Below are 22,268 nucleotides of genomic sequence, written 5' to 3' on the forward strand. Positions count from 1 at the left end.
TTATGCCAAAAGGCCTTCTAAAATTTGTTCGTAAATTTCAGCAAGCGGTTCAAGATCAGCAACATTCACATGTTCATCAATTTGATGGATGCTGGCATTGAGAACACCAAGTTCAAGTACTTGAGCACCTGTAGGAGCAATAAAGCGACCATCAGATGTTCCGCCTGAGGTTGAAAGCTCAGTTTCTACACCAGTCACATTACGAATAGCATTTTTAGCCGCATTCACCAACTCACCCACTGGCGTCAGGAATGGCAAGCCTGAATGTGTCCATTTAATGTCGTAGACTAAACCATGACGATCCAAAATTTCTAAAACACGTGCTTTTAATTCTTCAGCGGTCAATTCAGTTGAATAACGGAAATTGAAAGTCACGGTCATGGTACCTGGGACGACATTGGTTGCCCCTGTACCAGCTTGAATATTGGACACTTGGAACGACGTCGCAGGGAAGTATTCGTTGCCTTGATCCCAAACTGTATCACAAAGTTCAGCAACGGCTTTAGACGCCATGTGAATCGGGTTAATAGCCAAATGTGGATAAGCCACGTGACCTTGTTTTCCTTTCACTGTCAGTACTGCATTGAGTGAACCACGACGACCATTTTTAACAATATCACCCAATTGATGGGTACTTGAAGGTTCACCTACCAAACACCACTTCATTTTTTCATTACGGGCTTCGAGTGTTTCGATCACTTTGACTGTGCCATTGATCGATGGACCTTCTTCATCTGAGGTGATGAGGAAGGCGATTGAGCCTTTATGATTTGGGTGTTTTGCAACAAAGCGCTCAGAAGCAACCACCATTGCAGCCAAGGCAGTTTTCATGTCTGCACTGCCACGACCATAAAGCTTACCATCACGAATTTCAGGGGCAAATGGGTCTGAGTTCCAAGCATCTAAATTACCTGTAGGAACGACATCGGTATGACCCGCAAAGCAGAATACAGGTGCTTCAGTGCCTTTTCGTGCCCACAGATTGTCAACATCATCAAAGCGCATAGATTCAATGTTGAAACCAATTTTTTCTAAGCGTTCAGCCATAATATTTTGACAGTTGTGATCCACAGGTGTAACCGATGGCTGACGTAACAGTTGGAGGCTTAAATCAAGAGTAGCAGAAGAGGTCATGCGCATTTCAAAGTCAATAAAACAGTCGGCACTATAATAGGCGATTAATCTATGGAATGCGAAACATAGCAATAAAAAAACCTTATCAATTGATAAGGTTTTGATGCAAATATTAACTACTTGCGGATTTCATCTTGGGTTTTTTCAGCGGTATTTGATACAGCATTACCAGCTGAAGAGACATCTTTACCAATACCTTTGACGGTATTACAGCCTGTTAAAACAAAAAGCATCACTAGTGAACCTAAAACAATTTTTTTCATCGCTGTCTCCAAAATTTTTAGTGTATTCATCAAATGATTTTGTTCTGATGTTGTTTAAGATTAAAAAATAAACACTTTAAAAAATAGCATGGTTTTACAGGAGATAAGTAAGCGTATGTTGCATTATGTATTTTTGTATAAAGGAACCTCTGCAAAATCAAGTTAAAATCAAATTTGGATTTCGGTACATATAAAACTGATTGTTTTGATTTTGTAAGTACAGACCATTGGTCCACCAATGTGCATTTGGGCTACTGATTTCAGCATTTGGGCAAATCCACTCCTGACGTTGTAGGCGATAGTAATTCAAGTCGGCCTTTGGAATGATGTTACCCCAAGTACCTAGTCGACGGTCTGGATTGAGCCAATCGGGAAGGCAGTACTGATTTAAAGCATCAACTGCCGTGAAACCATTTGTTAGAGGGAGAAAGAGTTGCCCTTTTAAAATGGCAAAGCGCGTCTGAATGTCTGTGTCTAAAGCTTGCTGGAATTGAAACTGTTTATGGGTAAAGTGTTTTAATTTTCGGTTTAAAGTATCAGTACGATTCAACCCATACCATGTGGTTAAGCTCAGATCTGTTTCACCTAAATAATATTTCAACGCAACTTCCCAATGCTCGATTTGATTGGTTTCGGTATTTTTAATTAAGAAGTCCAGCTCACCCGTAGTCCGCGCACCATCAATGATTTGAATACTATGACCCAATAATTCATAGGCATGATAGAGATGATCCAATAACCAAAACCACATGAACATTTCAAAGTGCAGACCCAGGCGGGTACTTTTCAGTTGAGCCATAAAATCTTCAAGTTCTTTCGGGTCTTGATCGAGCTGTTTAAGGCGAGGTAAATAGGTTTGAAAGTGCTGTTGCCAGATTTGTGAGGGATGAAAATGAAAAGCATGTTGTATATCGAGCTCTAACGGCAACGCAGATAAAATGTTTGGACTTGCTACAGCAAAAGCCAATTGGCGAACCAATGGATGTTTGAATTGGAGCCAGGGTTCGAACAACTGATGTTGTGAAATAAGGTGCATGCGAGTGCCTTAAAAAAGAAGCTAAATATGCAGAAGGACAACGGATAAACTTAAAAAACACTTTATACTACCGCAATTCGGTGTTCAGGAAAGTGGTATGAAAACGTTGTTTTGGCGTTGTTTAGTGGTGATCTTTGTCATCCTAGGCTTTATCGGTGCACTGTTGCCGGGTATGCCAACAACTGTTTTTCTGATCTTGGCAGCTTGGGCTGCATCTAAAGGTTGGCCGCAAATGGATGCTTGGTTGCTCAACCATCCTAAATATGGTGCAACGTTAAGAGCATGGCGTGCCAATGGCACTGTACCACGTAAAGCGAAATGGTTTGCCAGTATCATGATGTTGATCAGTGGGCTGATCATGCTACTGACCAATGCACCATTCTTTGTGAAATTATTTACTAATACCACCATGCTGCTTGTCGCAATATGGTTATGGTTACGCCCAGAACCCAGTACGGTAATAGATAAAAAACAAATAGAGGACAACTGATGTCTTATGTAATTGCTGATGCGGATGTCTTGATTGATTTGGCTGAACAGACTTTAACACTGCCTAAAAAGAATAAATTTTATCTGATCTCGTCAGGAAAAAATGGTATTGGCGAAACTGAAAATAGTGGTAAAACCCCACGAGGTTGGCATCTCATTGCTGAGAAGCATGGTGCTGAGCAACCGCAAAATGCCGTTTTTATTGCTCGAAAGCCTACTGGGGAAGTATACGATACCGATTTAGCCAACCAGTTTCCTGAACGGGACTGGATTTTGTCTCGGATTTTATGGCTGAGTGGTTTAGAAGAGGGCTTCAATCGCGGGGAAGGCTGCGATACCTATCAACGTTATATCTATATTCATGGAACACCAGATAGCGAACCAATGGGGATGCCGATGTCACATGGCTGTATTCGTATGCGTAATACGGATGTCATGGAGTTATTTGAACTAATTGATTGCAATGCGCTGGTTTATATTTCCGAACATAAACTTGAAATCTAAAAATAGCTGTTAAAAAATGTGCAAGCTTATTTTATTGAGTATTCACCGCTGTAATTTAAAATATGAATATTTAATAGAAGAAGAGGATTAATTATAGAAAATCTGTATTTTGAGGAAAAGAAATTTAGCGAATAATCATTTTAATTTTCGCAAATATGTTAAATAACATACAGAAAATACTTGTTTTTATACCGTTTGACCTATTTTTTAATCACTCGATTGCAAAAAAGCGAAAACAAGCCGAAAAGCGTTTGACAGCCTGTAAAGATTCTCTATAATGCACCTCACAAACGATAAAGACGTTAAGGGCGCTTAGCTCAGTTGGTAGAGCGTCTGCCTTACAAGCAGAATGTCGGCGGTTCGATCCCGTCAGCGCCCACCAAGCCTTTACGTTAAAGATCTTACGTGCAGCGGTAGTTCAGTTGGTTAGAATACCGGCCTGTCACGCCGGGGGTCGCGGGTTCGAGCCCCGTCCGCTGCGCCACTTAAGATTTTTAATATTGTTTGTGCCACATTAGTGACTTTGTGTAAGTGCAGCGGTAGTTCAGTTGGTTAGAATACCGGCCTGTCACGCCGGGGGTCGCGGGTTCGAGCCCCGTCCGCTGCGCCATTTATACAGAATCCTTAATGAGGGCGCTTAGCTCAGTTGGTAGAGCGTCTGCCTTACAAGCAGAATGTCGGCGGTTCGATCCCGTCAGCGCCCACCAGATTTTTTGCGATGCAGCGGTAGTTCAGTTGGTTAGAATACCGGCCTGTCACGCCGGGGGTCGCGGGTTCGAGCCCCGTCCGCTGCGCCATTCAAAGAATCGATTAAATTTAAGTTCCTGAGCTTAAGTTTAAAAACTAAGACTGACAATCTTAATCAGGGCGCTTAGCTCAGTTGGTAGAGCGTCTGCCTTACAAGCAGAATGTCGGCGGTTCGATCCCGTCAGCGCCCACCATATTTTACGACGCAGCGGTAGTTCAGTTGGTTAGAATACCGGCCTGTCACGCCGGGGGTCGCGGGTTCGAGCCCCGTCCGCTGCGCCATTTAAAATATAAATTTAAGTCCCTGAGCTTAAATTTGAACACTAAGACTGACAATCTTAAATCAGGGCGCTTAGCTCAGTTGGTAGAGCGTCTGCCTTACAAGCAGAATGTCGGCGGTTCGATCCCGTCAGCGCCCACCATATTCAAGCTGTAAAGCTTAATGAGCCTAATTGCATTCGCAATTACCGTTGCAGCGGTAGTTCAGTTGGTTAGAATACCGGCCTGTCACGCCGGGGGTCGCGGGTTCGAGCCCCGTCCGCTGCGCCATTTTCTAGATCCCTTGTGCTAGTAAATGGAATCAAGCAAGATTTGTTTCTTGCATCATAAAAATAGCGACGCTATTTTTATTTCTCAAGGGCGCTTAGCTCAGTTGGTAGAGCGTCTGCCTTACAAGCAGAATGTCGGCGGTTCGATCCCGTCAGCGCCCACCATATTCCCTTATCGTAAAAACCTTGCTTATCTCAAGCTGTTTTCATACACTTCTGTGCAATAATAATTTTAAAATATGACAGATTTATGAGAAACCCATATCAACGCAAAGCTGCGTCTAAAAACCAAAATACTGCTTATGATCCTCTTGAAATCTATCGTCTTTTTATCGAAACTATCGTGCATCAAGGCCATGTTATTGCCTTATATCAAGATGGCTGGGCTTTATGTGCTACGCCAACCGGTCAACGTTCCTTTGCGATGTGGCAGAGTAAAGGTTTAGCGCAGCTTTTGGTAAAAGATAATTGGGCAGGCTATGAAATCCAGAGTATTGGTCTTAGCGATTTAGTCGAAAAAGTGATTCCATTCTTACGTTCAGAAAAAACCACGGTCTCTATGAACTTAAGCCCCGAAGGGCAAAATGTCTTGGTTGCACCAGAAAAATTATTATTAGATATCAAAAACTATTTATATCAATTTTCAATGCAGAAGCCTGAATTATTTAAACAATTACAATTACCATCACCACGGACAATTCGCCTCCATTAATTCAAGATGATCCCATTTTAGTATTCATTGAGTAGCCAACCACTCCAATATGCAAAATACTCACGTAACCATGCATTATAGCGAGTGGCAAGAGGTGTCTGAGCGCTGATCATGATAGGCATTTGATAACCCTGACGTATGGCTATAGCACGACTACGGGGGATATGAAAATCACTGGTCACAATAGCAATCGGTTGCTGGAGAGAAATATGCTGCTTGGCTAAAATCTTTTTACTATTGATCAGATTTAACTCAGTACTGGTGCTTTGATCTTCGGTGTAAATACGCTGTGCTGGGATATGGTGTACATCAATCAGATACTGCCGCATTGCTTCAGCTTCACTATTTTTTTGCTGAAAAGATAGGCCACCACTGACGACCATAATGCTGTTGGGATGTAGCTTGGCATAGTTTGCCGCTTGATCTAAACGGCTGGCCAATGTTGGACTCGGTTTGCCATGCTTCAGACCACTCCCAAGAACTACAATAGCGGGTGCAGCGACATGAGGGGTATTTTGTTGATTTGAAAACCCTAAAAAGGCGAAGAAAATGACTAAGCTAAAAATCCAAACAAAGAAAATAGCCCAAGCCCAACGCCATATTGATTGTCTGATTGTATTAGTTTGAATATAGGCGATAAGCTTAGGATAAGCGTGTGCATAAGTGATTAGACCTAGTCCAATCAATAAGGGCAAGAGGGCGCCAAAATTAAAGCGTAGTTGTAAAACAAAATACAGGCCGTCTGCGAACAGTAATGACCCGATAATAAAACTAATGACTCTTTTTGATTTTTGCATATAGGCTTGTGGGTTATCGTTTGCATGGATTCTAGCAAATTTACGCATGAAAAAACCGAGCGCTGTGGCTCGGTTTTTTCATTTAGACTTAGTGTTTAGTAAACATCGCGACGGTAACGACCTTCTTGACGCAATTGATCTAATTTTTCTTCGCCTAAGATTTCAATTAGGGCAGCATCGACATCGCTCGCCATACCATTAATGCTACCGCAGACATAAATTACGGCACCATTTTCAACCCATGTTTTAAGCTCAGTGGCTTGTTCACGTAGTTTATGGTGTACATAGACTTTCTCTGCTTGATCTCGCGAGAACGCTAAATCTAATCGTTGTAGCATGCCTGTGGTTTGCCACGCTTCAATCGTACTTTGATAGAAGAAATCATGTTCACGTTGACGCTCACCAAAGATCAACCAGTTTTGCGTATAGTCTAGGCGGGTACGTGCATGGAGTAGACTCATTAAACCAGCGATACCTGTACCGTTCCCAATACAAATGATAGGACGGTTGTCATTGATCAAATGGAATGATTCATTAGTACGAATACGTAGTGCGATAGGTTGCTGAAGCTCGGCATGTTGGGTTAACCAACCAGAACCTAAGCCCAGTTCACCTGCTGAATCTTGCTGTTGGCGCACGACCAAACGTAACACTTGTTGAGTCGGTACACTTGCAATCGAGTATTCACGTGTAGGTAAAGGGCTCAACTGTTCCAGTAAATGTTCCAAATTGGCAAAAGGCTCAATCTCTGTGTTGAGGTTCTTATCCCAAAGCGCTTGCTCAATCGAAATGGCTAAAGACTCAACGATGCTTTGTGCTGCAATGTGATGCTTTTGCATAAAGGCTTGGATACGTGCTGTGCTGTTACCTGGTTGAACTTCAGCAATGTCACCCGCTTGCCATGTTGCATCAAAGTTGGTTTTGAGCTCAATATTATAAGCATGTGCTCCGACACTGTTTGGATTGAGTACTTCACGTTGTGCCAAATTCCATTGATCAAAGGTTTTGTCAATATTCATGGCTTGAAGCTCAAGTTTGGTTGCAGAGGCAAGAGCACTGTTCCAACGTTGAATATCATTGTTATCTGCGTTGTTGACTTCAATCGTTTCAAACAAAGCATGCGCTCCATTGGCTTTTAACCAACCATCAATGCGATGCCCAAAACTACAATAGGAATCAGGATATTCTTGAGAGCCTAGAGCCAACACGGCATAGTGAAGGTGTGACAAATCCAAAGTTGTATTTAAAAATTTCTTTTCAAAACTACTGGCTAAGTCAGGTGCTTCACCTGTGCCATAAGTACTTGCAACAAAAAGCACTTGTTCAGCAGTTTTTAAGTCATCTTGCGTTAAGTGTTGCACAGCTTTAACGCTTACAGGTTGTCTTGCTTCTTGTAAGCTGGTTGCAGTACGCCAAGCGATTTGCTCAGAAACACCCGTTTGTGTTGCATAAGCAATGAGCCATGGTTTCGCATGTGGATCGACCGGAACATTCAATGCTCCACCACGGGCTTGCTGGGTGAGTTTCTTCTGCTTACGACGTTTTAGATATAGCATCCAACCGGTTACAAAGAACAGTGGCATCATCAGTGATGCAAACATGGCAAAGAATTGATAAATTGGGCCAAAGAAGCTACCACGGTGCACAGGAAGCATACTGCTCATGATTTTTTCATTCAGCTTCTTCTGCTCATACAACTCCATTTTTTCAATTTGTGAAGTTTGATAATTGAAGACTGCTGAATTTCGCGCCCGCTCATGTTGTGGAATTGCATCTACAAATGAAAGCTCAAGTGTACCATCGGGCTTTTTCGGAATATTTAGGGTCAGGGTTGAATAGTCTCGACCAACTTGTGCATTAAATCCTGTCCACGTTTGGGTTAAAGCAATTTGTACTTGTTCTGGAGATAAGCCTTTACGCTCACCATGTTGTTCGCCTTGGCCTCGTTCACCACGTGCAGTGTGCTCACCTTGTGGGCCGCCACGACCTTGCTCACGTGATTCGCCACCACGAGCATCCGCCTGTTCGCCACGTGGGCCTTGAGCACCAGCATTTGGACGGGGTCCTTCTTGCATTTGTGCTTGTGGGCGTTCAACGCCGAGGACTTTAAACATGCTATCGCGCCACCAATCATAAGACCAGTACAGTCCTGTACAGGCCAAGATCAGATAAAAAATCACCACCCAAGTACCAACAACAGCATGTAAATCCCAAATGAAGTTGCGTCCTTTCAATTTAGGTTTAATAAAAAACCATTGTTTGATGGAATGACGTTTGGGCCAACGTAAGTACAGGCCACTCAATACAAAGAAAATAAGCATGAGGGTACAAGCGCCAGTAATTTGTTTACCGACAGGACCGACAGTTAAATTACGGTGCAACTGTTGAATAAAGTTAAAAAACTCACGGCCTTTAACTTCGGGTAAGACTTCAGCAGTATATGGGTTCACCATCATGTTATAACCACGACGTGCGCCTTCTTTCTCGATATTGACTGTACTTGAAGTGGTTGGCTCTTGAGCAATCGTAATACTATTGATTTTGATGGCAGGATCTTGTTTTTGGAAATGTAGATACAGCTCAGCAGGGGTTAATTTATTGTTTTGTATTGCTTGAACGGTATAGCTATCTGGGTTCATCCATTTTAAGATTTGTTGTTCATAAGAATAGATGGCCCCTGTGACGCCCATAAGCGACAGGATAAGACCCGCAGTGATTCCCAAAAACCAATGCACTTGGAAAAATGTTTTTTTAAACATGGCGATACTTAATGGTGAGCGATTTGTTGTGCGCAAATTATACCTGAAGATTGAGAAGATAATATGGATTTAGAAATTAATATTTATTCTCATTATCATTTGTATTCGAGGGTTTGGGATATAAAAAAACCTCCAAAAGTTGGAGGTTTTTTACAGAAGAGAAAGGCAGGACTTAAAGTGCCTGCGCTTCACCGACTGTTTCTTTTAAATGTGTACGAATCGTATTAAACGAGAAGTTTTTGCTATCCATGCGTTTTGGCAGAATGTAAGCTCCTTCTTGGCCTTTCACTTTGAATTTAATCAACAAAAACTCAGGTGTGTTATACCATTCGTAGATATCTTTCCAACCGATTGCACCGACACCTTCTTGCATACCCATTTGCTGGCGCATAATTAGACCGTGAGGTTGTACACCTAAACGAATACCTTTAATTTCCTGTACTGGAAATTCATTCATTTTGCGTTTCACATACCATTCTAAGCCGAACTTACGGACTAAAAGGTAAGTTAGGACGCAGGCGAGAGCAACCCAACAAAAAATGGTTGAATAATTTTTTAACAAAATTAAGCCAAGAATCGAAAGGGCTGTAACCACAGCCATGATAATCCAAGCTTTCATGCTAATTTTGTTTGTGCTACGCCAAATTTTTAATTGAGCATCGCGTTGTTCAGCCTCGGTGATTTCATAGGTCACAGGCTGTAAAGTATAAGCGTATAAATTTTTCGCGGTCATAGTGAAAGTAACAGATCTAAAACTGCAAAAAGTTTAGCATCATTTAGAGCATTTCAGTGAGTATATTGTTCCAAAATCACCCAAATTATAATGAAGCCAATTCTGTGGCCTCATGATCCCGTTCATGACTCAAACTTTGCTTTAAACGACTGAACTGATTCAAGATGCTAAACATCAAGGAAAGCTGTTGTAAAATAATCAGTGCCTTTTGATCTTCCTCATTATTTTGGCTTAAACGCTGACGTATGGTCTGTAGCATATTTTGCGCCGTTAAATCAGGCATTTCATCACGCAGTAGCGCACCTTGGATATTGTCAAAAGCGCGATCCATCAATTCTAAAATTTGTGGGTCGTCAATTTTTTCACGATGAGCTCCCAACGCTGCAATATAGCTAATAAAGGTATGATTGAGGCACAAGAACTCAAACGCCAAGCTCTTTTGCGTTGGGTCAAAGTCGGGTTCGGTGGCTAAAGTTGAAATGAGTGAAGCAACTTCGGCATCGGTATTATGTGCGGCACGACGGACCACACGATAATTCAGGCCATTGTTGCGTCCAGACTTATACTGTTCAATCACCTCAGCCAAATAATCACATTGAGCGGAAAGCGAGCGGTAAATTGTGCGGGGTAGGCGACGGAACTTCCAGTCAGGGAAAATGAAACTTACACCTAACCATGCCAGTCCACAGCCAATTAAGGTATCCATCATGCGCGGAAGGGCAGCTTCATATCCCATACCATCTAAGTTGAAATTAATCAGCGCCAAGATGGTGATGAAAGCGGTGGCTTGAGCGTATTGTTTACTGCGAAGCTCAAAGAAAAGTACCCCGCTGATGACCAATACGAGAAGTTGTCCTTCAATCGAAGGTACAAAGTACAATACGGCATACCCTAAAATGATTCCGACCAACGTCCCTACGATACGTAAACGTAAACGACGTTTGGTTGCGTTGAAGTTGGGCTGACTGACAAAGAGTGCTGTCAGTAGAATCCAGTACCCATATTCAATGTTAGTGACTTGAACAAAGATATATCCAACCAATAGCACGATAGACAGACGAATCGCGTGTCTAAATAACACCGACTCTGGGGTGAGATGCTGTTTAATCCGAACCTTAATGTCATCCCAGCCTTTCAGGTCATCATCTTTGAGCTGGCTTTCGATATGCTTAGCTTTATCGAGTTTAATATTGCGTTCAGTTTCTAAGTTACGTAGCTGTGCATCAATCGACTTTAAGTTTTGATACAGTGAAAACAGAGCATTGACCCAAATTTGGTCATATTGTTGTTCATCTCTGAGCTTTTCTAATGATAAACGTAGGTTTTCAAAAGCATGTTTAAAGCGTTTATTATGGGTGTAGGTTTGACGGTTTAAAATGCTGCTGCTTAAGTCCTTACAGGCTTTGGCTTGTATAGATAAAATTCGTTGAAAGCGGAATAAGATATCGCTGTGTTGAAAAATTTTCGCCAGTTTTTGATAGTCAATATGTGCTGAATCTGCACGCTCGTGAATATCTTGTGCCACAAAATAATATTGCAGACTGCGACGTGTATCCCGTTGTCCACGGTCACCTTTTAAACGGGTGAGTAAGGCGGTTTTCATGTCGTTGAAAATTGCAATTAATTTGCCATTTTCCAACGACAGTTCAATCATGCTTTGTTGATAGCTATTAGCGGTCATATCGACATCAAACAGGTTGGATTTGGCAAACAGAAAATCGGCGAGTGAGGAATAGCACTTCGATAGATTGTCCTGCACCTGACGAACGGGAAAGAGCAGAAAGCTAATGGTTGAAATAACGCTATACCAAATTGCTCCAATCACTAGCAGAGAAGGTTGTGTATACCAGTTGTCAAAAAGTCCGACACCGAGCATGGAGTAAACGGAAACTACTAAACAGCCATAAGAAATAGTGGCATAACGACGCCCCAATGAGCCCAGTAAAATCAGGCCAATACACGAAACTATCAGTCCCAGTGCAAATAAAATTGGGTGCGGAAATAAAAAGTAAATAGACGTTGCCGTAATGAAAAAGCCAATATAGGTAAAAATTAAATTCATGATCCGCACGGAAAAGCGGTCATCAATATCACTTAAACCCGCAGCAACTGCACCAAGTGTCAGCGGAATAGTTGCCAGTTGAAAACCCATAAAATATGGAACAAAAGCAGTCCCTGCAAAAGTAATGACCATGCGGAGGTTATACATGAATGTTGTATTATAAGTAGCCTGTTTTAGACTGGTCAGCCATGCTTTCAAAGGGCACCTTTGTTTGTCGCTAAGGGTTGGACAATTTTCAAATATGAGAATATGTGAAATTTCACCTGCTCTGGTATAAATCATACTATGGAGCGTGTAAACTTGTCTGCAAACTCTCCTTCCAAAACATAAATTAATCCTATGCCGACTACACAGGAAAAAGCGGTCTATTCCAACGCTTGGATTCTCTTACTTGCTTCACTGACTGCACTCGGTCCACTATCGATTGATATGTATTTACCCGCTTTGCCACAAATGGCAGATGACTTCGGGGTAAGCACACAAATGGTGGCCAACAGCTTACCTGCGTACTTCTTAGGCTTGGCTATTGGACAACTAATTTATGGACCTGTAAGTGACCGAATTGGGCGGAAAAAACCGCTGTATTTTGGCATGAGTCTCTACATTATTGCCAGTTTACTGTGTGTGTTTGCAAACAGTGAGTGGAGTCTCATTGCCGCTCGGGTTTTACAAGCCTTAGGCGGTTGTGTGGGCGTGGTGATTGCCCGTGCTGCGATTCGTGACCGTTTAGATATGCAAGCCTCAGCCCAAGCATTTGCCAGTATGATGATCGTGACCACCATCGCGCCGATTATTGCACCGAGTTTAGGCGCGCTGGTACTGAGTTTCAGTAGTTGGCATAGTATTTTCGCCTTTTTGATGGTCGTTGGCTTGGGAAGCCTGTGCTGCGTACATTTTTTCTTTGAGGAAACTCTAGATCCGAAGCGCCGTTTAAAGCTTAACTTTAATCAAGTTTTAAACCTTTATGGCGCGATTTTGCAAGATTCGAGCTTTAGACGTCCGATGTTTGTTGGATGCTTTGCTGGGGCTGTACTCTTTTGCTATATCAGTGCTTCTGCTGCCATTCTGATGGATGGTTATGGCTTAAGTCAGCAAATTTTTGCCTATGCCTTTGGTGCCAATGCAGTTGGGATTATGCTGTTCTCGACTTTAAATAAACGTCTGGCACAAAAGTTAAGTGTTTTTCAGCGCTTAAGATTAGGCAGTTTTTTGCAACTGGCTGGTGTGGGGCTGCTGTTGGTAGCGGGTAGCATGACGCATGCACCGTTATATATCGTTTGCGCAGGGATGTTTCTCGCTGTCGCAGCAATCGGTTTTACAGGGCCAAATGCCATGGCGATTGCAATGTCTGAGCAGGGTGCACGGGCAGGAACGGCCAGTGCGATTATGGGCAGTATGCAATTTGGTTGTGGTCTACTTTGTGGTGTGATTCTTAATTTTCTACTCTGGTCGGCACTTTTGAATATGGCCATTGTCATGGCTATTTTTGTGGCTTTGGCTTTGTATTATGTGTTTAAGCTTGAGCACGAAAAAGCCTAAAAATTGAAGTCGTGACTATATAAAAAAAAGAGACTTATTTTAGTCTCTTTTGTTATTTAAATGAATGCTTTAAATCTCACTCATTGTTTAAGAATACTGCAAAATCTTCAACTGGTACGCCAGATGTTATAAAGCGATTGACGATCTACTCTGAATCTGCATAACCCAGTGCCATGCCGCAGACCAACTCTTCAAATTGTGCAGCACCAAGTATATTCAGCACGAGAGCATGAAGATGATTCCATGCGGCTTGTGGGCAAGTGTCTAAGCCCCGTACTTTGGCTGCAATCATGACATTTTTCATCATCATTACAAATTCATTTCGCGCCGATGCTCATAGCTTGATTAACTATTAAGAATAGCCCAACAGGTGTATCAAAAAATTGGTCATTACATGATTGCAGCTGTGCGATTTTCGCTTTTTCAGCTTTTTGAATATTAAGCAAGCCATACGAGCCCTAACCATTTTCGCTGCGGTGCTCAATAAAAGGCGAAATCCATTTTTCTGGATAATATGCAAAAGTTTCTTATTATTAGATGTTTTTTCAGGATGTTCAGACGGTCTAAATTGAGTTTGACGAGTTTGCTCAAACATTTTGTTAGGAGTTTTCCTATGAGCACATCTATTTGCCATAACCGTGTATTCGTGCTTGCGGATATTTTAGTTATCATGCTCAATAATCGTCTGAATAGTTAGGCTTTTTTGGTGCAAAGACGTAATTTTGACCCATCACTGAGCATAGGTGGTTATCGATTAGACTAAGACTTTAGTTATAAGAAAAAAGTATAGATATCAAATAAAACTCAGTCTATATTTAAGAAAATATGAAGAATTGTTACTTAATTATTGCAAAAGTCTGTCTAAATTGTAATTTGATGCTTCAAAGCCAATCGCGAACAACATCAATTATCGTTCAAAATTACGTGCATTAGACTTTAGTGGCAAGAGTAATAAAAGGTCATATCTTAAAACATCGAAATGTGCGATTTTTCATCTTTATAAGATTACTTTGCATATGAAAAGACCAAAACGGAGTGGTCTTTTGTGCAAAAAATTTTACTGAAATGGAATTTTTGATTCACTATTAACAATGTAATAAAGGAAGTTTGTGTATGCGTTTAGCCCTCAATAAAAAGCCATTTATCGCTCAAAGCCTAGCACTTAGTGTGGCTGCTCTGATGATGACAACAACTCATGCTGCAACCAAAGAACAACAAGAACTCGCGCAATTACGCGCTGAAGTTGCAGAGCTAAAAGCATTAATGCAACAACAGCAACAAGTTCAACAACAACAAGCCGTTCAGATTCAACAAGTCAAAGCACAGCCAGCTCCTGTAAAAGCTGAATCTCCACTGTCTTCGTTCAAATCTAAGTCTGGCGCAGACATTAACTTCTATGGTTATGTTCGTGGCGATGCAAACTATATTATTGAAGGTGCGGATGACGACTTCAACAAAGTTTCAAGCTCAAATGGTCAAACTAAAGATAAACTTCGTGCAACAGCAAAAACTACGCGTTTAGGTTTTGATTTCAATACCAATGTGGCTGGTGATAACAAATTGGGTGGTAAAGTAGAAGTTGACTTTGCAAGTACCGATAACGATAAAAGTGAAAACCTTCGTATCCGTCATGCATATTTAACGTATAACAACTGGTTATTTGGTCAAACTACATCTAACTTCCTGTCTAACCATGCACCAGAAATGATTGACTTCGGGACTAACGTGGGTGGTGGTACAGCGCGTCTTCCTCAAGTACGTTATGGCTTTAATTTATCACCTGCAACGAAATTATTTATTGCTGCGGAAGAAGGTAATAGTTCTGCTACAGAGCGTAATGCAGCTAATACTGCAAACGTTGCTTCAGATGTGAAATATAGCTTACCTGTATTAACTGCGAAATTAACGCAAGGTTTTGCTGATGGCAAAGGCTCTGTATCTGCTCGTGCTTTAGTTGAAAATTATAAATCGGCTGATGACTCTGATACAGCTTGGGGTGTAGCGGCAGGTGTAAATTATCAAGTAATGGACCCATTAAAATTAAGTGCTGATGTGTCTTATGTGGATGGTAACAGCAACTACTTATATGGCAGTAATTCTGCATATGTGGTTAATGCTGCAAATGGCAAGATCGCACAAAATGAAGCGTTTGGTGTACAAGTCGGTGGTACGTATAAATTCAACGAGAAATTACGTTCGACTTTAGCCTATGGCGCACTCTTTGCGGATGACAGCACAGATTATGCAACTTCAAACCCAACAGCAAACGAAGAAGTTTATCAAGCATGGATTAACTTCATCTATTCACCAGTTAAGCCATTGGACTTAGGTGTTGAATATATCAATGGTAAACGTGATACCTTTGCTGGCGATAGCTACAAAGACAACCGTGTTGGCTTAATGGCGAAATACAGCTTCTAATCATGTGATGAAATAGTTGCGGTTTAAAAAACAGGAGCTTTAGGCTCCTGTTTTGTTTGAGTAGGGAAATTTATACAGACTAAATACATTTTGAATATAGACTTAAGTATTAAGTCAGAAAAGAATAAGAGAAATAGTTGGAAATTATTGTAAAAAAATAAAGATTATCTATAAAAAATCTGCATAATGTCGGTCTTTCGCCCATATTGTACTTTTGTTGGTTGTTTTTGAGCCAATATGGGGCGGTTTTGTGATTTTTTTCAAAAAACCGTATCTGTGTCCAAACATTATTGGGCATTACGTTATTTCAGTTTACTCATCGTGTAGAACTGAACATGTTATGCATCAGATCGCTTAGTTTGTTACCAATTTACCCGTTGCCTGAATTTCCATACGCAAGACTGAGTTTGTCTCAGATTTACGAAATATCTCTTGAAGTATCAATGGATTCGGTGGCTTATTAGCCAGATAACAAAATCTAAGCATCCGCTTTATGGACAATTGTCATGGAATTTACTTTTAACGCTTTTTATACCTTGATTGCTGCTGTCATCGTTTTGTTACTTGGCCGCTTCTTGGTAAATAAAATTGGTTTCTTGAAACGCTACAACATTCCTGAGCCTGTCGCAGGTGGTTTAGTTGCAGCGATTATCTCCTTGGTTGTGCATAGTCTTTGGGGCTATAGCATCACGACCAGTAGCGAATTGCAAACAAGCTTTATGCTGATTTTCTTCGCCTCAATTGGTTTAAGTGCAAACTTTGCCAAATTGCGTGAGGGCGGGATCGGTCTGATTATTTTCTTGATGGCTGTCGCTTCATTTATTGTGGTGCAAAACTTTGTCGGCATTAGCCTTGCAACTTTATTGGGTATTGACCCACTTATTGGTTTGATTGCAGGTTCAATTACCTTAACTGGTGGTCATGGTACTGCGGGTGCTTGGGGTGAAATTTTAGAAGTTAAACATGGTATCCAAGGTGCATTAGCTTTGGGTATGGCGAGTGCGACATTTGGTTTGATTATTGGTGGTTTGATTGGTGGTCCTCTAGCGAAGTTACTCATTAACCGCTATCAATTGGCGACGCCACGTACCAATGAACAAATTGAAAAGAGTGATAACACGCCACTGACTGATATTAATTCAACAGAATATGTACCGTTTGAATATCCACATCGTGTGCGTTTAATCACTGCGGATAATGCCATTACCACATTAGGTTTGTTTGCAGGCTGTTTGGCTTTTGCTGACTTTATGACCGGCCATATGAAAGGCACAATGCTTGAGTTACCGACTTTTGTTTGGGCGCTTGCAGGTGGTGTGATTTTACGTAATGTGTTGGAAGGTATTTTCAAAGTTCAAATCTTTGACCGTGCGATTGATGTATTTGGTAATGCATCATTGTCGTTGTACCTTGCGATGGCGCTACTTTCGTTGAAATTATGGCAATTGGCTGACCTTGCAGGTCCGCTTGTGGTGATTTTAGGTGCACAAACGATTACGATGGGCTTATATGCTGCATTTGTGACATTCCGTGTAATGGGTAAAAACTACGATGCTGCGGTGCTATCTGCGGGTCACTGTGGATTTGGTATGGGTGCAACACCGACTGCGGTTGCAAACATGCAGGCGATTACCAACATGTATGGTCCTTCGCACAAGGCATTCTTAATTGTGCCTTTATGTGGCGCATTCTTTGTAGACTTGATTAACGTGGCTGTCATTCAGTCTATTTTGCAATATTTTAACTAATTGGAAATGCAATTTGCCCTAGGAAACTAGGGCTTTTTTGCTTTCAGGTCTCTCACAATAATTAGGATATCGAGATGAATGATCAATTAAATGAAACATTACTCGGGTGGGTGAATACACTGAATGGACCTCTGTGGGACTTTTTGGTGATTTTCCTTGTTGCGGTCGGTTTGTTTTACACGATAATTACGGGTGCAGTACAGGTTCGCTTATTTTTGCACAGCATCAAGGTCATGAAATCAAGCCGTAAGGAATGTGATGATGATCATGGCATTACACCTTTTCAGGCTTTTGTCACTGGGCTTGCAAGTCGTGTAGGTGTAGGTAATGTTGCGGGTGTTGCGATCGCAATTGCGATTGGTGGACCGGGTGCAGTATTTTGGATGTGGGTCACTGCATTTTTAGGTATGAGTTCGGCTTTTGTTGAGTCATCTCTCGCGCAGTTGTTCAAGGTGCGTGACCAAGAAAATAAACAGTTCCGTGGTGGACCTGCCTACTATATTACCCAAGGCCTGAAACAAAAATGGTTGGGTGTAGTCTTTGCTGTTGCGCTTATTTCAACCTATGGTTTTGTGTTTAACGCAGTACAAGCCAATGCAATTACAGGTGCAACAGCACATGCATGGGGATGGGATAAAGCCAATCTAGCATTTGAGCTCGGTGGCATTCATATTGTGGTGTCTTGGGTTGGACTAGGTCTAGTCTTGCTGACCGCAATGATTATCTTTGGTGGGATCAAACGTATTGCCAAAGTGGCAGAAAGTTTTGTGCCATTGATGGCCTTGTTGTATTTGGCTGTTGCTTTATATATCGCCGTAATTAATTACGCTATTTTACCTGATATCTTCCAGCTCATTTTCTCTAAAGCTTTTGAGTTTGAAGCTGCTGCTGGTGGTTTCTTTGGTGCGATGGTTTCTATGGCAATGATGATGGGGATTAAACGTGGTTTATTTTCTAATGAAGCAGGTATGGGGTCGGCACCGAATGCGGCAGCTGCATCGGATGTAAAGCACCCTGTAAACCAAGGTTTGGTACAAATGCTCGGTGTATTTGTGGATACCTTCGTGGTGTGTTCATGTACAGCGATTATTATTTTGGCCTCAGGACTTTATCATGATGCGGGCTTTGAAGGCGTAGCGCTCACCCAAATGGCTTTAGAGAGCCAAATTGGTTCTTGGGGTGATGACTTCCTTGCAACGATTTTGTTCATGTTTGCCTTTTCATCAGTCATTGGTAACTATGCCTATGCTGAAGGGAATGTGCAATTTATCAATAACAATGCCAAGGTGATGTTCGTCTTCCGTATCTTTGTTTTGATTATGGTATATCTCGGTTCAGTGATGAGCGTGCCTCTCATTTGGAACACTGCGGATTTGTTCATGGGTATCATGGCCACCATTAACTTATTTGCTATTTTGCTGTTAACACCATTCTTGTTGATGCTGTTAAAAGACTATTTGGCACAGCTGAAACAAGGTGTGAAAGAGCCAGTATTTAAATTGGATAACCATCCTAAATTTAAAGACAAAGTTAAATCAGATATTTGGTAATCTTTTAGCAGATTAAAAAAGCCTCTACATTGATAGGGGCTTTTTTATGGCTATTTAGCCGCTAACGTAAAAGAACAGCTGATAGAGTGCAAAACTTAAAATCAGGCTTAGCCAAATCGGGAGTTTGGTTCGAAGCAGTAGAATAACAGCGATTACAAAAACTAAGTCAGTCCAATGCTTGAAATAACTTTGTCCCATTTGTATCACTAAACACAGCAATAAACTTACCACTGCCGCATTGATCCCAATCACGGCTTTGCGTATTGCAGCTTGCTGCATAAGCCAAGACCAATAGGGCAAGGTGGCAAAGATTAAAAAGAATGAGGGCAGAAAGATTGCTAAAGTGGCTAGAACCACATTCAGCCAAACAAAGGGCGTTAAAGGCAGTAAAGCACCTAAGTAACTGGCGAAACTAAATAAAGGGCCGGGCATGATTTGAGCCAGCGCATAACCCAAGTCAAATTGTTCGGCAGATAAAATATGGCTGACGACGAAGTCCTGATGTAAAAGTGGCAAAATAATATGCCCGCCGCCAAAAACCAAAGATGCGGCTTGATAAAAACTAAACAGGCTCTGTGAGAAGAGTGAAGAAGATGGATGCCACAATATAAAAACTACAAAAGGCAAAACAAATGCAATCAGCCAAAGATAAGCCTGCTTTGCATGGACTTTTGCTTTTAAGCCGCTGTCTTGGAGCTTTGATGTCGAATCTGATGCGAAATAAATACCGACGAGAGCAGCAACTAAGATGATGATAACTTGGCTGAACGACCATGGTACAAAGTAAAGAAACAAGGTGCTAAGTAACATCAGCACATATTGCCAAATAGTTTTGCAGAAACTTGTCAACATTTGCCAAAAGGCCCAGACCACTACAGCAAAAACGATTAACTGAATGCTATGTAGTGCCATCGCACTGAGTTGGTTGAAGTACTGCTGACCTAGTACTGCGAAACATGCCATGAGGAGCATAGATGGTAAAGTAAAGCCGAGCCAAGCCGCACACGCACCGCGGTAGCCTTGCAGTTGATATCCAATCGCAATACCCACTTGGCTGCTGGTCGGCCCTGGGAGCAATTGAGCGAGAGCAACCAATTGGGCATATTCAGCATCACTCAACCATCGAAGTTGCTCTACAAAATGACGGTGAAAAAACACCAAATGAGCAGCAGGCCCACCAAAAGACAAGCAGCCTAATTTTAAAAAGTGCAGAAAAATTTGAGTGATATGCTGAGTGCACATGTTGAATTATGCTGACAAATTGAATCAGATTATAATGCTGGAATATGACGCTTTTACGAAAAACAACAGTACTTGGACTGCTGATTTTCATACACTATGCTGTTGGAAAATTTCGTTCTATCTCAACTTCGGTGAATCATGTTAAACATTAAACTTAGCCTTATGTCGTTTACATTGCTCGCTTTAGCTGGCTGTCAAAGCATGCCCAAAGTTGCTCAAGAAACGCCAAATCAGGCGTTTTTAGCCGAAACTGAGTCAGGGGAAGCTCAAGAGCGACTCAACCAGATCAATTTTAAACAGCTCAAAAAAGAACAGAACCGTCCAATTATTGCCTTGGTGTTGGGGAGTGGTGGTGCACGTGGTTATGCGCATATTGGCGCAATTCAAGTTTTAGAGCAGTCGGGGATTCGTCCCGACTTTATCGTGGGAACCAGTGCTGGCAGTATCGTCGGATCGCTGTATGCAAGCGGTAAAAATGCCAATCAAATTCGTGATATTGCGCTGAATATGAAAGCCAGTGATGTGCGCGATATTCGTTTGGATATGAAAGGTTTCTTTGATGGTCAAAAAGTTGAAGACTATGTCAATGAACAAGTGAGCGATATGCCACTTCAAAGCTTACCTATCCCAATGTATGTAGTGGCGACGCAATTAAAAGAAGGTAAAAAAGTTGTCTTTAACTATGGCAATACTGGGCAAGCGGTTCGGGCATCGGTATCGATCCCGAGTATGTTTATTCCAACTAAGATTGGTACTGATGAATATGTAGATGGTGGTTTAGTCAGCCCCGTACCTGTTGATGTGGCACGCAAGTTAGGGGCAGATATTATTATTGCGGTCGATATCTTGGCACAGCCGATGTATACCGAAACCTCAAATGTCTGGGGACTGTTCAACCAAAATATCAATATCATGCAAAAGAACCTTGCACAAATTGAGCTGAAAAATGCTGATATTGTGATTCAGCCAGACCTGCGCGAGAAAGTACATATTTTTGATGTCAGCGGCCGTGAGTTGACCATGCAAGCTGGGGTCGATGCAACCGTTGCGCAGTTAGGACAGATTCAAAAAGTTTTTGCGCAGAAAAATTATAAGCAAAAATTGAATATTCAAAGTATACAAGTAAGAACGCATTGATCACGCGTGATTTCGACATAAAAGCCTGAATGGGCTTTTATACATCTCTATAACTCGAAATACAGTCAATCAGGCTAAAAAGCCATTTATATGCTGTGAAAATATCACAGCGACAATGTTTTTGAATAAATTAAAATTTAAAGAAGGCTTATAGATTCAAAAGCTTAGTCTTCTTTATATATATTTTTTTGAATGATAGTCAAATCACTATAAATAATAATGATGGTTTTGTTACCAAATTTAGCGTTCAAAACCGATATAATAAATGTCACATATCCTATTATCTTACCAATTAGAGAACGCGATGTCCCCATTAGATCAAATTGCTGCGGCTGCGGATGACCAGTCTGAACTCACTATGTCGGTCTTAATGACACCTGATATGGCGAATTTTTCAGGAAATGTGCATGGTGGCACCATTTTGAAACTGTTAGACCAAGTGGCATATGCGTGTGCAAGTCGTTTTTCAGGAAGTTATGTGGTGACCTTATCGGTTGATAAAGTTAATTTTAAAGAGCCGATTCATGTCGGCGAGTTAGTGACTTTCTTGGCAAGTGTGAACCATGTCGGTCGTACTTCAATGGAAATTGGTATTCGTGTTGAAGCACAAAATATTCAAAAGCGTACAATACGCCATACCAATAGCTGTTACTTCACCATGGTTGCGGTAGATGAAAATGGTAAGCCAAAACAAATTCCTGCATTGAATTTGGACAATGACTGGAAGCGTTGTCGTTTTGAAGCGGCAGAACAACGTAAAGTCGCGCGCTTACAAGAAAACCACCATCCTTCGTGCAGTATTTATAAAAAAGCATCGCATAGTTAAGTTTTAAAAAACGATCTCCTG

General features: G+C 41.5%; 18 protein-coding genes and 10 tRNA genes. 19 read left to right on the plus strand and 9 right to left on the minus strand.

Annotated features, from left to right (window positions below):
- From dapE to MN200_RS04935, 3 genes are all read right to left on the minus strand, one after another.
- A complete protein-coding gene (dapE, locus tag MN200_RS04925) occupies window positions 1-1,134 on the minus strand; it encodes a succinyl-diaminopimelate desuccinylase (RefSeq protein WP_242760200.1) in 1,134 nt (377 codons plus the stop codon).
- A 116-nt stretch (window positions 1,135-1,250) separates the two neighbouring features.
- A complete protein-coding gene (locus MN200_RS04930; protein WP_242760202.1) occupies window positions 1,251-1,397 on the minus strand; it encodes an entericidin A/B family lipoprotein in 147 nt (48 codons plus the stop codon).
- A 157-nt stretch (window positions 1,398-1,554) separates the two neighbouring features.
- Window positions 1,555-2,433, minus strand: a complete 879-nt coding sequence (locus MN200_RS04935) for a DUF1853 family protein (protein WP_242760204.1) — start codon at window positions 2,431-2,433, stop codon at window positions 1,555-1,557.
- Between the two features lie 97 nt (window positions 2,434-2,530).
- Here MN200_RS04935 and MN200_RS04940 point away from each other — a divergent pair, with 97 nt between their 5' ends.
- The 13 genes from MN200_RS04940 (at window position 2,531) to MN200_RS05000 (ending at window position 5,433) form a co-directional block, all read left to right on the plus strand.
- The gene (locus MN200_RS04940) at window positions 2,531-2,923 is read left to right on the plus strand and encodes a YbaN family protein (protein WP_004981141.1); all 393 of its coding nucleotides are present in this window, start codon (window positions 2,531-2,533) and stop codon (window positions 2,921-2,923) included.
- Window positions 2,923-3,426, plus strand: coding sequence for a cell wall-recycling L,D-carboxypeptidase ElsL (gene elsL, locus MN200_RS04945; protein WP_242760205.1), 504 nt, complete (start codon window positions 2,923-2,925; stop codon window positions 3,424-3,426). The genes MN200_RS04940 and elsL overlap by 1 nt, the downstream gene beginning before the upstream one ends.
- 306 nt (window positions 3,427-3,732) lie before the next feature.
- Window positions 3,733-3,808: transfer RNA gene (locus MN200_RS04950), tRNA-Val, on the plus strand.
- 25 nt (window positions 3,809-3,833) lie between these two features.
- Window positions 3,834-3,910: transfer RNA gene (locus MN200_RS04955), tRNA-Asp, on the plus strand.
- A gap of 49 nt (window positions 3,911-3,959) precedes the next feature.
- A tRNA-Asp gene (locus MN200_RS04960) sits at window positions 3,960-4,036 on the plus strand.
- Between the two features lie 21 nt (window positions 4,037-4,057).
- Window positions 4,058-4,133: transfer RNA gene (locus tag MN200_RS04965), tRNA-Val, on the plus strand.
- A 13-nt stretch (window positions 4,134-4,146) separates the two neighbouring features.
- Window positions 4,147-4,223, plus strand: a tRNA-Asp gene (locus MN200_RS04970).
- A gap of 68 nt (window positions 4,224-4,291) precedes the next feature.
- Window positions 4,292-4,367 (plus strand) — tRNA-Val (locus tag MN200_RS04975).
- An 11-nt stretch (window positions 4,368-4,378) separates the two neighbouring features.
- Window positions 4,379-4,455: transfer RNA gene (locus tag MN200_RS04980), tRNA-Asp, on the plus strand.
- Window positions 4,456-4,519: 64 nt separating this feature from the next.
- A tRNA-Val gene (locus tag MN200_RS04985) sits at window positions 4,520-4,595 on the plus strand.
- Between the two features lie 50 nt (window positions 4,596-4,645).
- Window positions 4,646-4,722: transfer RNA gene (locus MN200_RS04990), tRNA-Asp, on the plus strand.
- Between the two features lie 88 nt (window positions 4,723-4,810).
- Window positions 4,811-4,886: transfer RNA gene (locus tag MN200_RS04995), tRNA-Val, on the plus strand.
- A gap of 85 nt (window positions 4,887-4,971) precedes the next feature.
- Window positions 4,972-5,433 (plus strand): DUF2750 domain-containing protein, encoded by a 462-nt coding sequence (locus MN200_RS05000; protein WP_004694470.1) that lies wholly within the window; start codon window positions 4,972-4,974, stop codon window positions 5,431-5,433.
- Between the two features lie 17 nt (window positions 5,434-5,450).
- Here MN200_RS05000 and MN200_RS05005 read toward each other — a convergent pair whose 3' ends face one another.
- From MN200_RS05005 to yccS, 4 genes are all read right to left on the minus strand, one after another.
- Window positions 5,451-6,230, minus strand: coding sequence for a YdcF family protein (locus tag MN200_RS05005; protein WP_242760510.1), 780 nt, complete (start codon window positions 6,228-6,230; stop codon window positions 5,451-5,453).
- Window positions 6,231-6,325: 95 nt separating this feature from the next.
- Window positions 6,326-8,989, minus strand: coding sequence for a sulfite reductase flavoprotein subunit alpha (locus MN200_RS05010; protein ID WP_242760206.1), 2,664 nt, complete (start codon window positions 8,987-8,989; stop codon window positions 6,326-6,328).
- 172 nt (window positions 8,990-9,161) lie between these two features.
- Window positions 9,162-9,722: a hypothetical protein gene (locus tag MN200_RS05015; RefSeq protein ID WP_242760207.1), complete on the minus strand. Its 561-nt coding sequence runs from the start codon at window positions 9,720-9,722 to the stop codon at window positions 9,162-9,164.
- Between the two features lie 85 nt (window positions 9,723-9,807).
- A complete protein-coding gene (yccS, locus tag MN200_RS05020; protein ID WP_242760208.1) occupies window positions 9,808-11,982 on the minus strand; it encodes a YccS family putative transporter in 2,175 nt (724 codons plus the stop codon).
- A gap of 141 nt (window positions 11,983-12,123) precedes the next feature.
- Here yccS and MN200_RS05025 point away from each other — a divergent pair, with 141 nt between their 5' ends.
- On the plus strand, window positions 12,124-13,323 hold the full coding sequence (locus tag MN200_RS05025; RefSeq protein WP_242760209.1) for a multidrug effflux MFS transporter: 1,200 nt from the start codon (window positions 12,124-12,126) through the stop codon (window positions 13,321-13,323).
- A gap of 145 nt (window positions 13,324-13,468) precedes the next feature.
- On the opposite strand, the gene MN200_RS05030 is transcribed toward MN200_RS05025, so the two are convergent.
- Window positions 13,469-13,633, minus strand: coding sequence for a nitroreductase family protein (locus tag MN200_RS05030; RefSeq protein ID WP_242760210.1), 165 nt, complete (start codon window positions 13,631-13,633; stop codon window positions 13,469-13,471).
- Window positions 13,634-14,436: 803 nt separating this feature from the next.
- Here MN200_RS05030 and MN200_RS05035 point away from each other — a divergent pair.
- From MN200_RS05035 to MN200_RS05045, 3 genes are all read left to right on the plus strand, one after another.
- Window positions 14,437-15,744 (plus strand): DcaP family trimeric outer membrane transporter, encoded by a 1,308-nt coding sequence (locus MN200_RS05035; protein ID WP_242760212.1) that lies wholly within the window; start codon window positions 14,437-14,439, stop codon window positions 15,742-15,744.
- A 506-nt stretch (window positions 15,745-16,250) separates the two neighbouring features.
- Window positions 16,251-17,492 carry a sodium/glutamate symporter gene (gltS, locus tag MN200_RS05040; RefSeq protein ID WP_004981109.1) on the plus strand — a complete coding sequence of 414 codons (1,242 nt, stop codon included), beginning with the start codon at window positions 16,251-16,253 and terminating at the stop codon, window positions 17,490-17,492.
- A gap of 74 nt (window positions 17,493-17,566) precedes the next feature.
- A complete protein-coding gene (locus MN200_RS05045; protein WP_151835857.1) occupies window positions 17,567-19,042 on the plus strand; it encodes an alanine/glycine:cation symporter family protein in 1,476 nt (491 codons plus the stop codon).
- 54 nt (window positions 19,043-19,096) lie between these two features.
- Here the strand turns inward: MN200_RS05045 and chrA are convergent, their stop codons facing one another.
- Window positions 19,097-20,284 (minus strand): chromate efflux transporter, encoded by a 1,188-nt coding sequence (gene chrA / locus MN200_RS05050; RefSeq protein ID WP_242760213.1) that lies wholly within the window; start codon window positions 20,282-20,284, stop codon window positions 19,097-19,099.
- A gap of 138 nt (window positions 20,285-20,422) precedes the next feature.
- Here chrA and MN200_RS05055 point away from each other — a divergent pair, with 138 nt between their 5' ends.
- Together MN200_RS05055 and MN200_RS05060 are read left to right on the plus strand one after the other, a co-directional pair.
- Window positions 20,423-21,421: a patatin-like phospholipase family protein gene (locus tag MN200_RS05055; protein WP_242760214.1), complete on the plus strand. Its 999-nt coding sequence runs from the start codon at window positions 20,423-20,425 to the stop codon at window positions 21,419-21,421.
- 304 nt (window positions 21,422-21,725) lie between these two features.
- Window positions 21,726-22,247 carry an acyl-CoA thioesterase gene (locus tag MN200_RS05060; protein WP_078425410.1) on the plus strand — a complete coding sequence of 174 codons (522 nt, stop codon included), beginning with the start codon at window positions 21,726-21,728 and terminating at the stop codon, window positions 22,245-22,247.
- Window positions 22,248-22,268: the final 21 nt, after the last annotated feature.

The sequence above is a fragment of the Acinetobacter sp. LUNF3 genome, assembly GCF_022699605.1.
GTDB classification, from domain to species: domain Bacteria; phylum Pseudomonadota; class Gammaproteobacteria; order Pseudomonadales; family Moraxellaceae; genus Acinetobacter; species Acinetobacter johnsonii.

Bases quoted from the DNA above. Each gene is read 5' to 3' on its own strand.
- dapE (WP_242760200.1), bottom strand. From the start codon at position 1,134: ATGACCTCTTCTGCTACTCTTGATTTAAGCCTCCAACTGTTACGTCAG.
- MN200_RS04930 (WP_242760202.1), bottom strand. From the start codon at position 1,397: ATGAAAAAAATTGTTTTAGGTTCACTAGTGATGCTTTTTGTTTTAACA.
- MN200_RS04935 (WP_242760204.1), bottom strand. From the start codon at position 2,433: ATGCACCTTATTTCACAACATCAGTTGTTCGAACCCTGGCTCCAATTC.
- MN200_RS04940 (WP_004981141.1), top strand. From the start codon at position 2,531: ATGAAAACGTTGTTTTGGCGTTGTTTAGTGGTGATCTTTGTCATCCTA.
- elsL (WP_242760205.1), top strand. From the start codon at position 2,923: ATGTCTTATGTAATTGCTGATGCGGATGTCTTGATTGATTTGGCTGAA.
- MN200_RS05000 (WP_004694470.1), top strand. From the start codon at position 4,972: ATGAGAAACCCATATCAACGCAAAGCTGCGTCTAAAAACCAAAATACT.
- MN200_RS05005 (WP_242760510.1), bottom strand. From the start codon at position 6,230: ATGCAAAAATCAAAAAGAGTCATTAGTTTTATTATCGGGTCATTACTG.
- MN200_RS05010 (WP_242760206.1), bottom strand. From the start codon at position 8,989: ATGTTTAAAAAAACATTTTTCCAAGTGCATTGGTTTTTGGGAATCACT.
- MN200_RS05015 (WP_242760207.1), bottom strand. From the start codon at position 9,722: ATGACCGCGAAAAATTTATACGCTTATACTTTACAGCCTGTGACCTAT.
- MN200_RS05025 (WP_242760209.1), top strand. From the start codon at position 12,124: ATGCCGACTACACAGGAAAAAGCGGTCTATTCCAACGCTTGGATTCTC.
- MN200_RS05030 (WP_242760210.1), bottom strand. From the start codon at position 13,633: ATGATGATGAAAAATGTCATGATTGCAGCCAAAGTACGGGGCTTAGAC.
- MN200_RS05035 (WP_242760212.1), top strand. From the start codon at position 14,437: ATGCGTTTAGCCCTCAATAAAAAGCCATTTATCGCTCAAAGCCTAGCA.
- gltS (WP_004981109.1), top strand. From the start codon at position 16,251: ATGGAATTTACTTTTAACGCTTTTTATACCTTGATTGCTGCTGTCATC.
- MN200_RS05045 (WP_151835857.1), top strand. From the start codon at position 17,567: ATGAATGATCAATTAAATGAAACATTACTCGGGTGGGTGAATACACTG.
- chrA (WP_242760213.1), bottom strand. From the start codon at position 20,284: ATGTGCACTCAGCATATCACTCAAATTTTTCTGCACTTTTTAAAATTA.
- MN200_RS05055 (WP_242760214.1), top strand. From the start codon at position 20,423: ATGTTAAACATTAAACTTAGCCTTATGTCGTTTACATTGCTCGCTTTA.
- MN200_RS05060 (WP_078425410.1), top strand. From the start codon at position 21,726: ATGTCCCCATTAGATCAAATTGCTGCGGCTGCGGATGACCAGTCTGAA.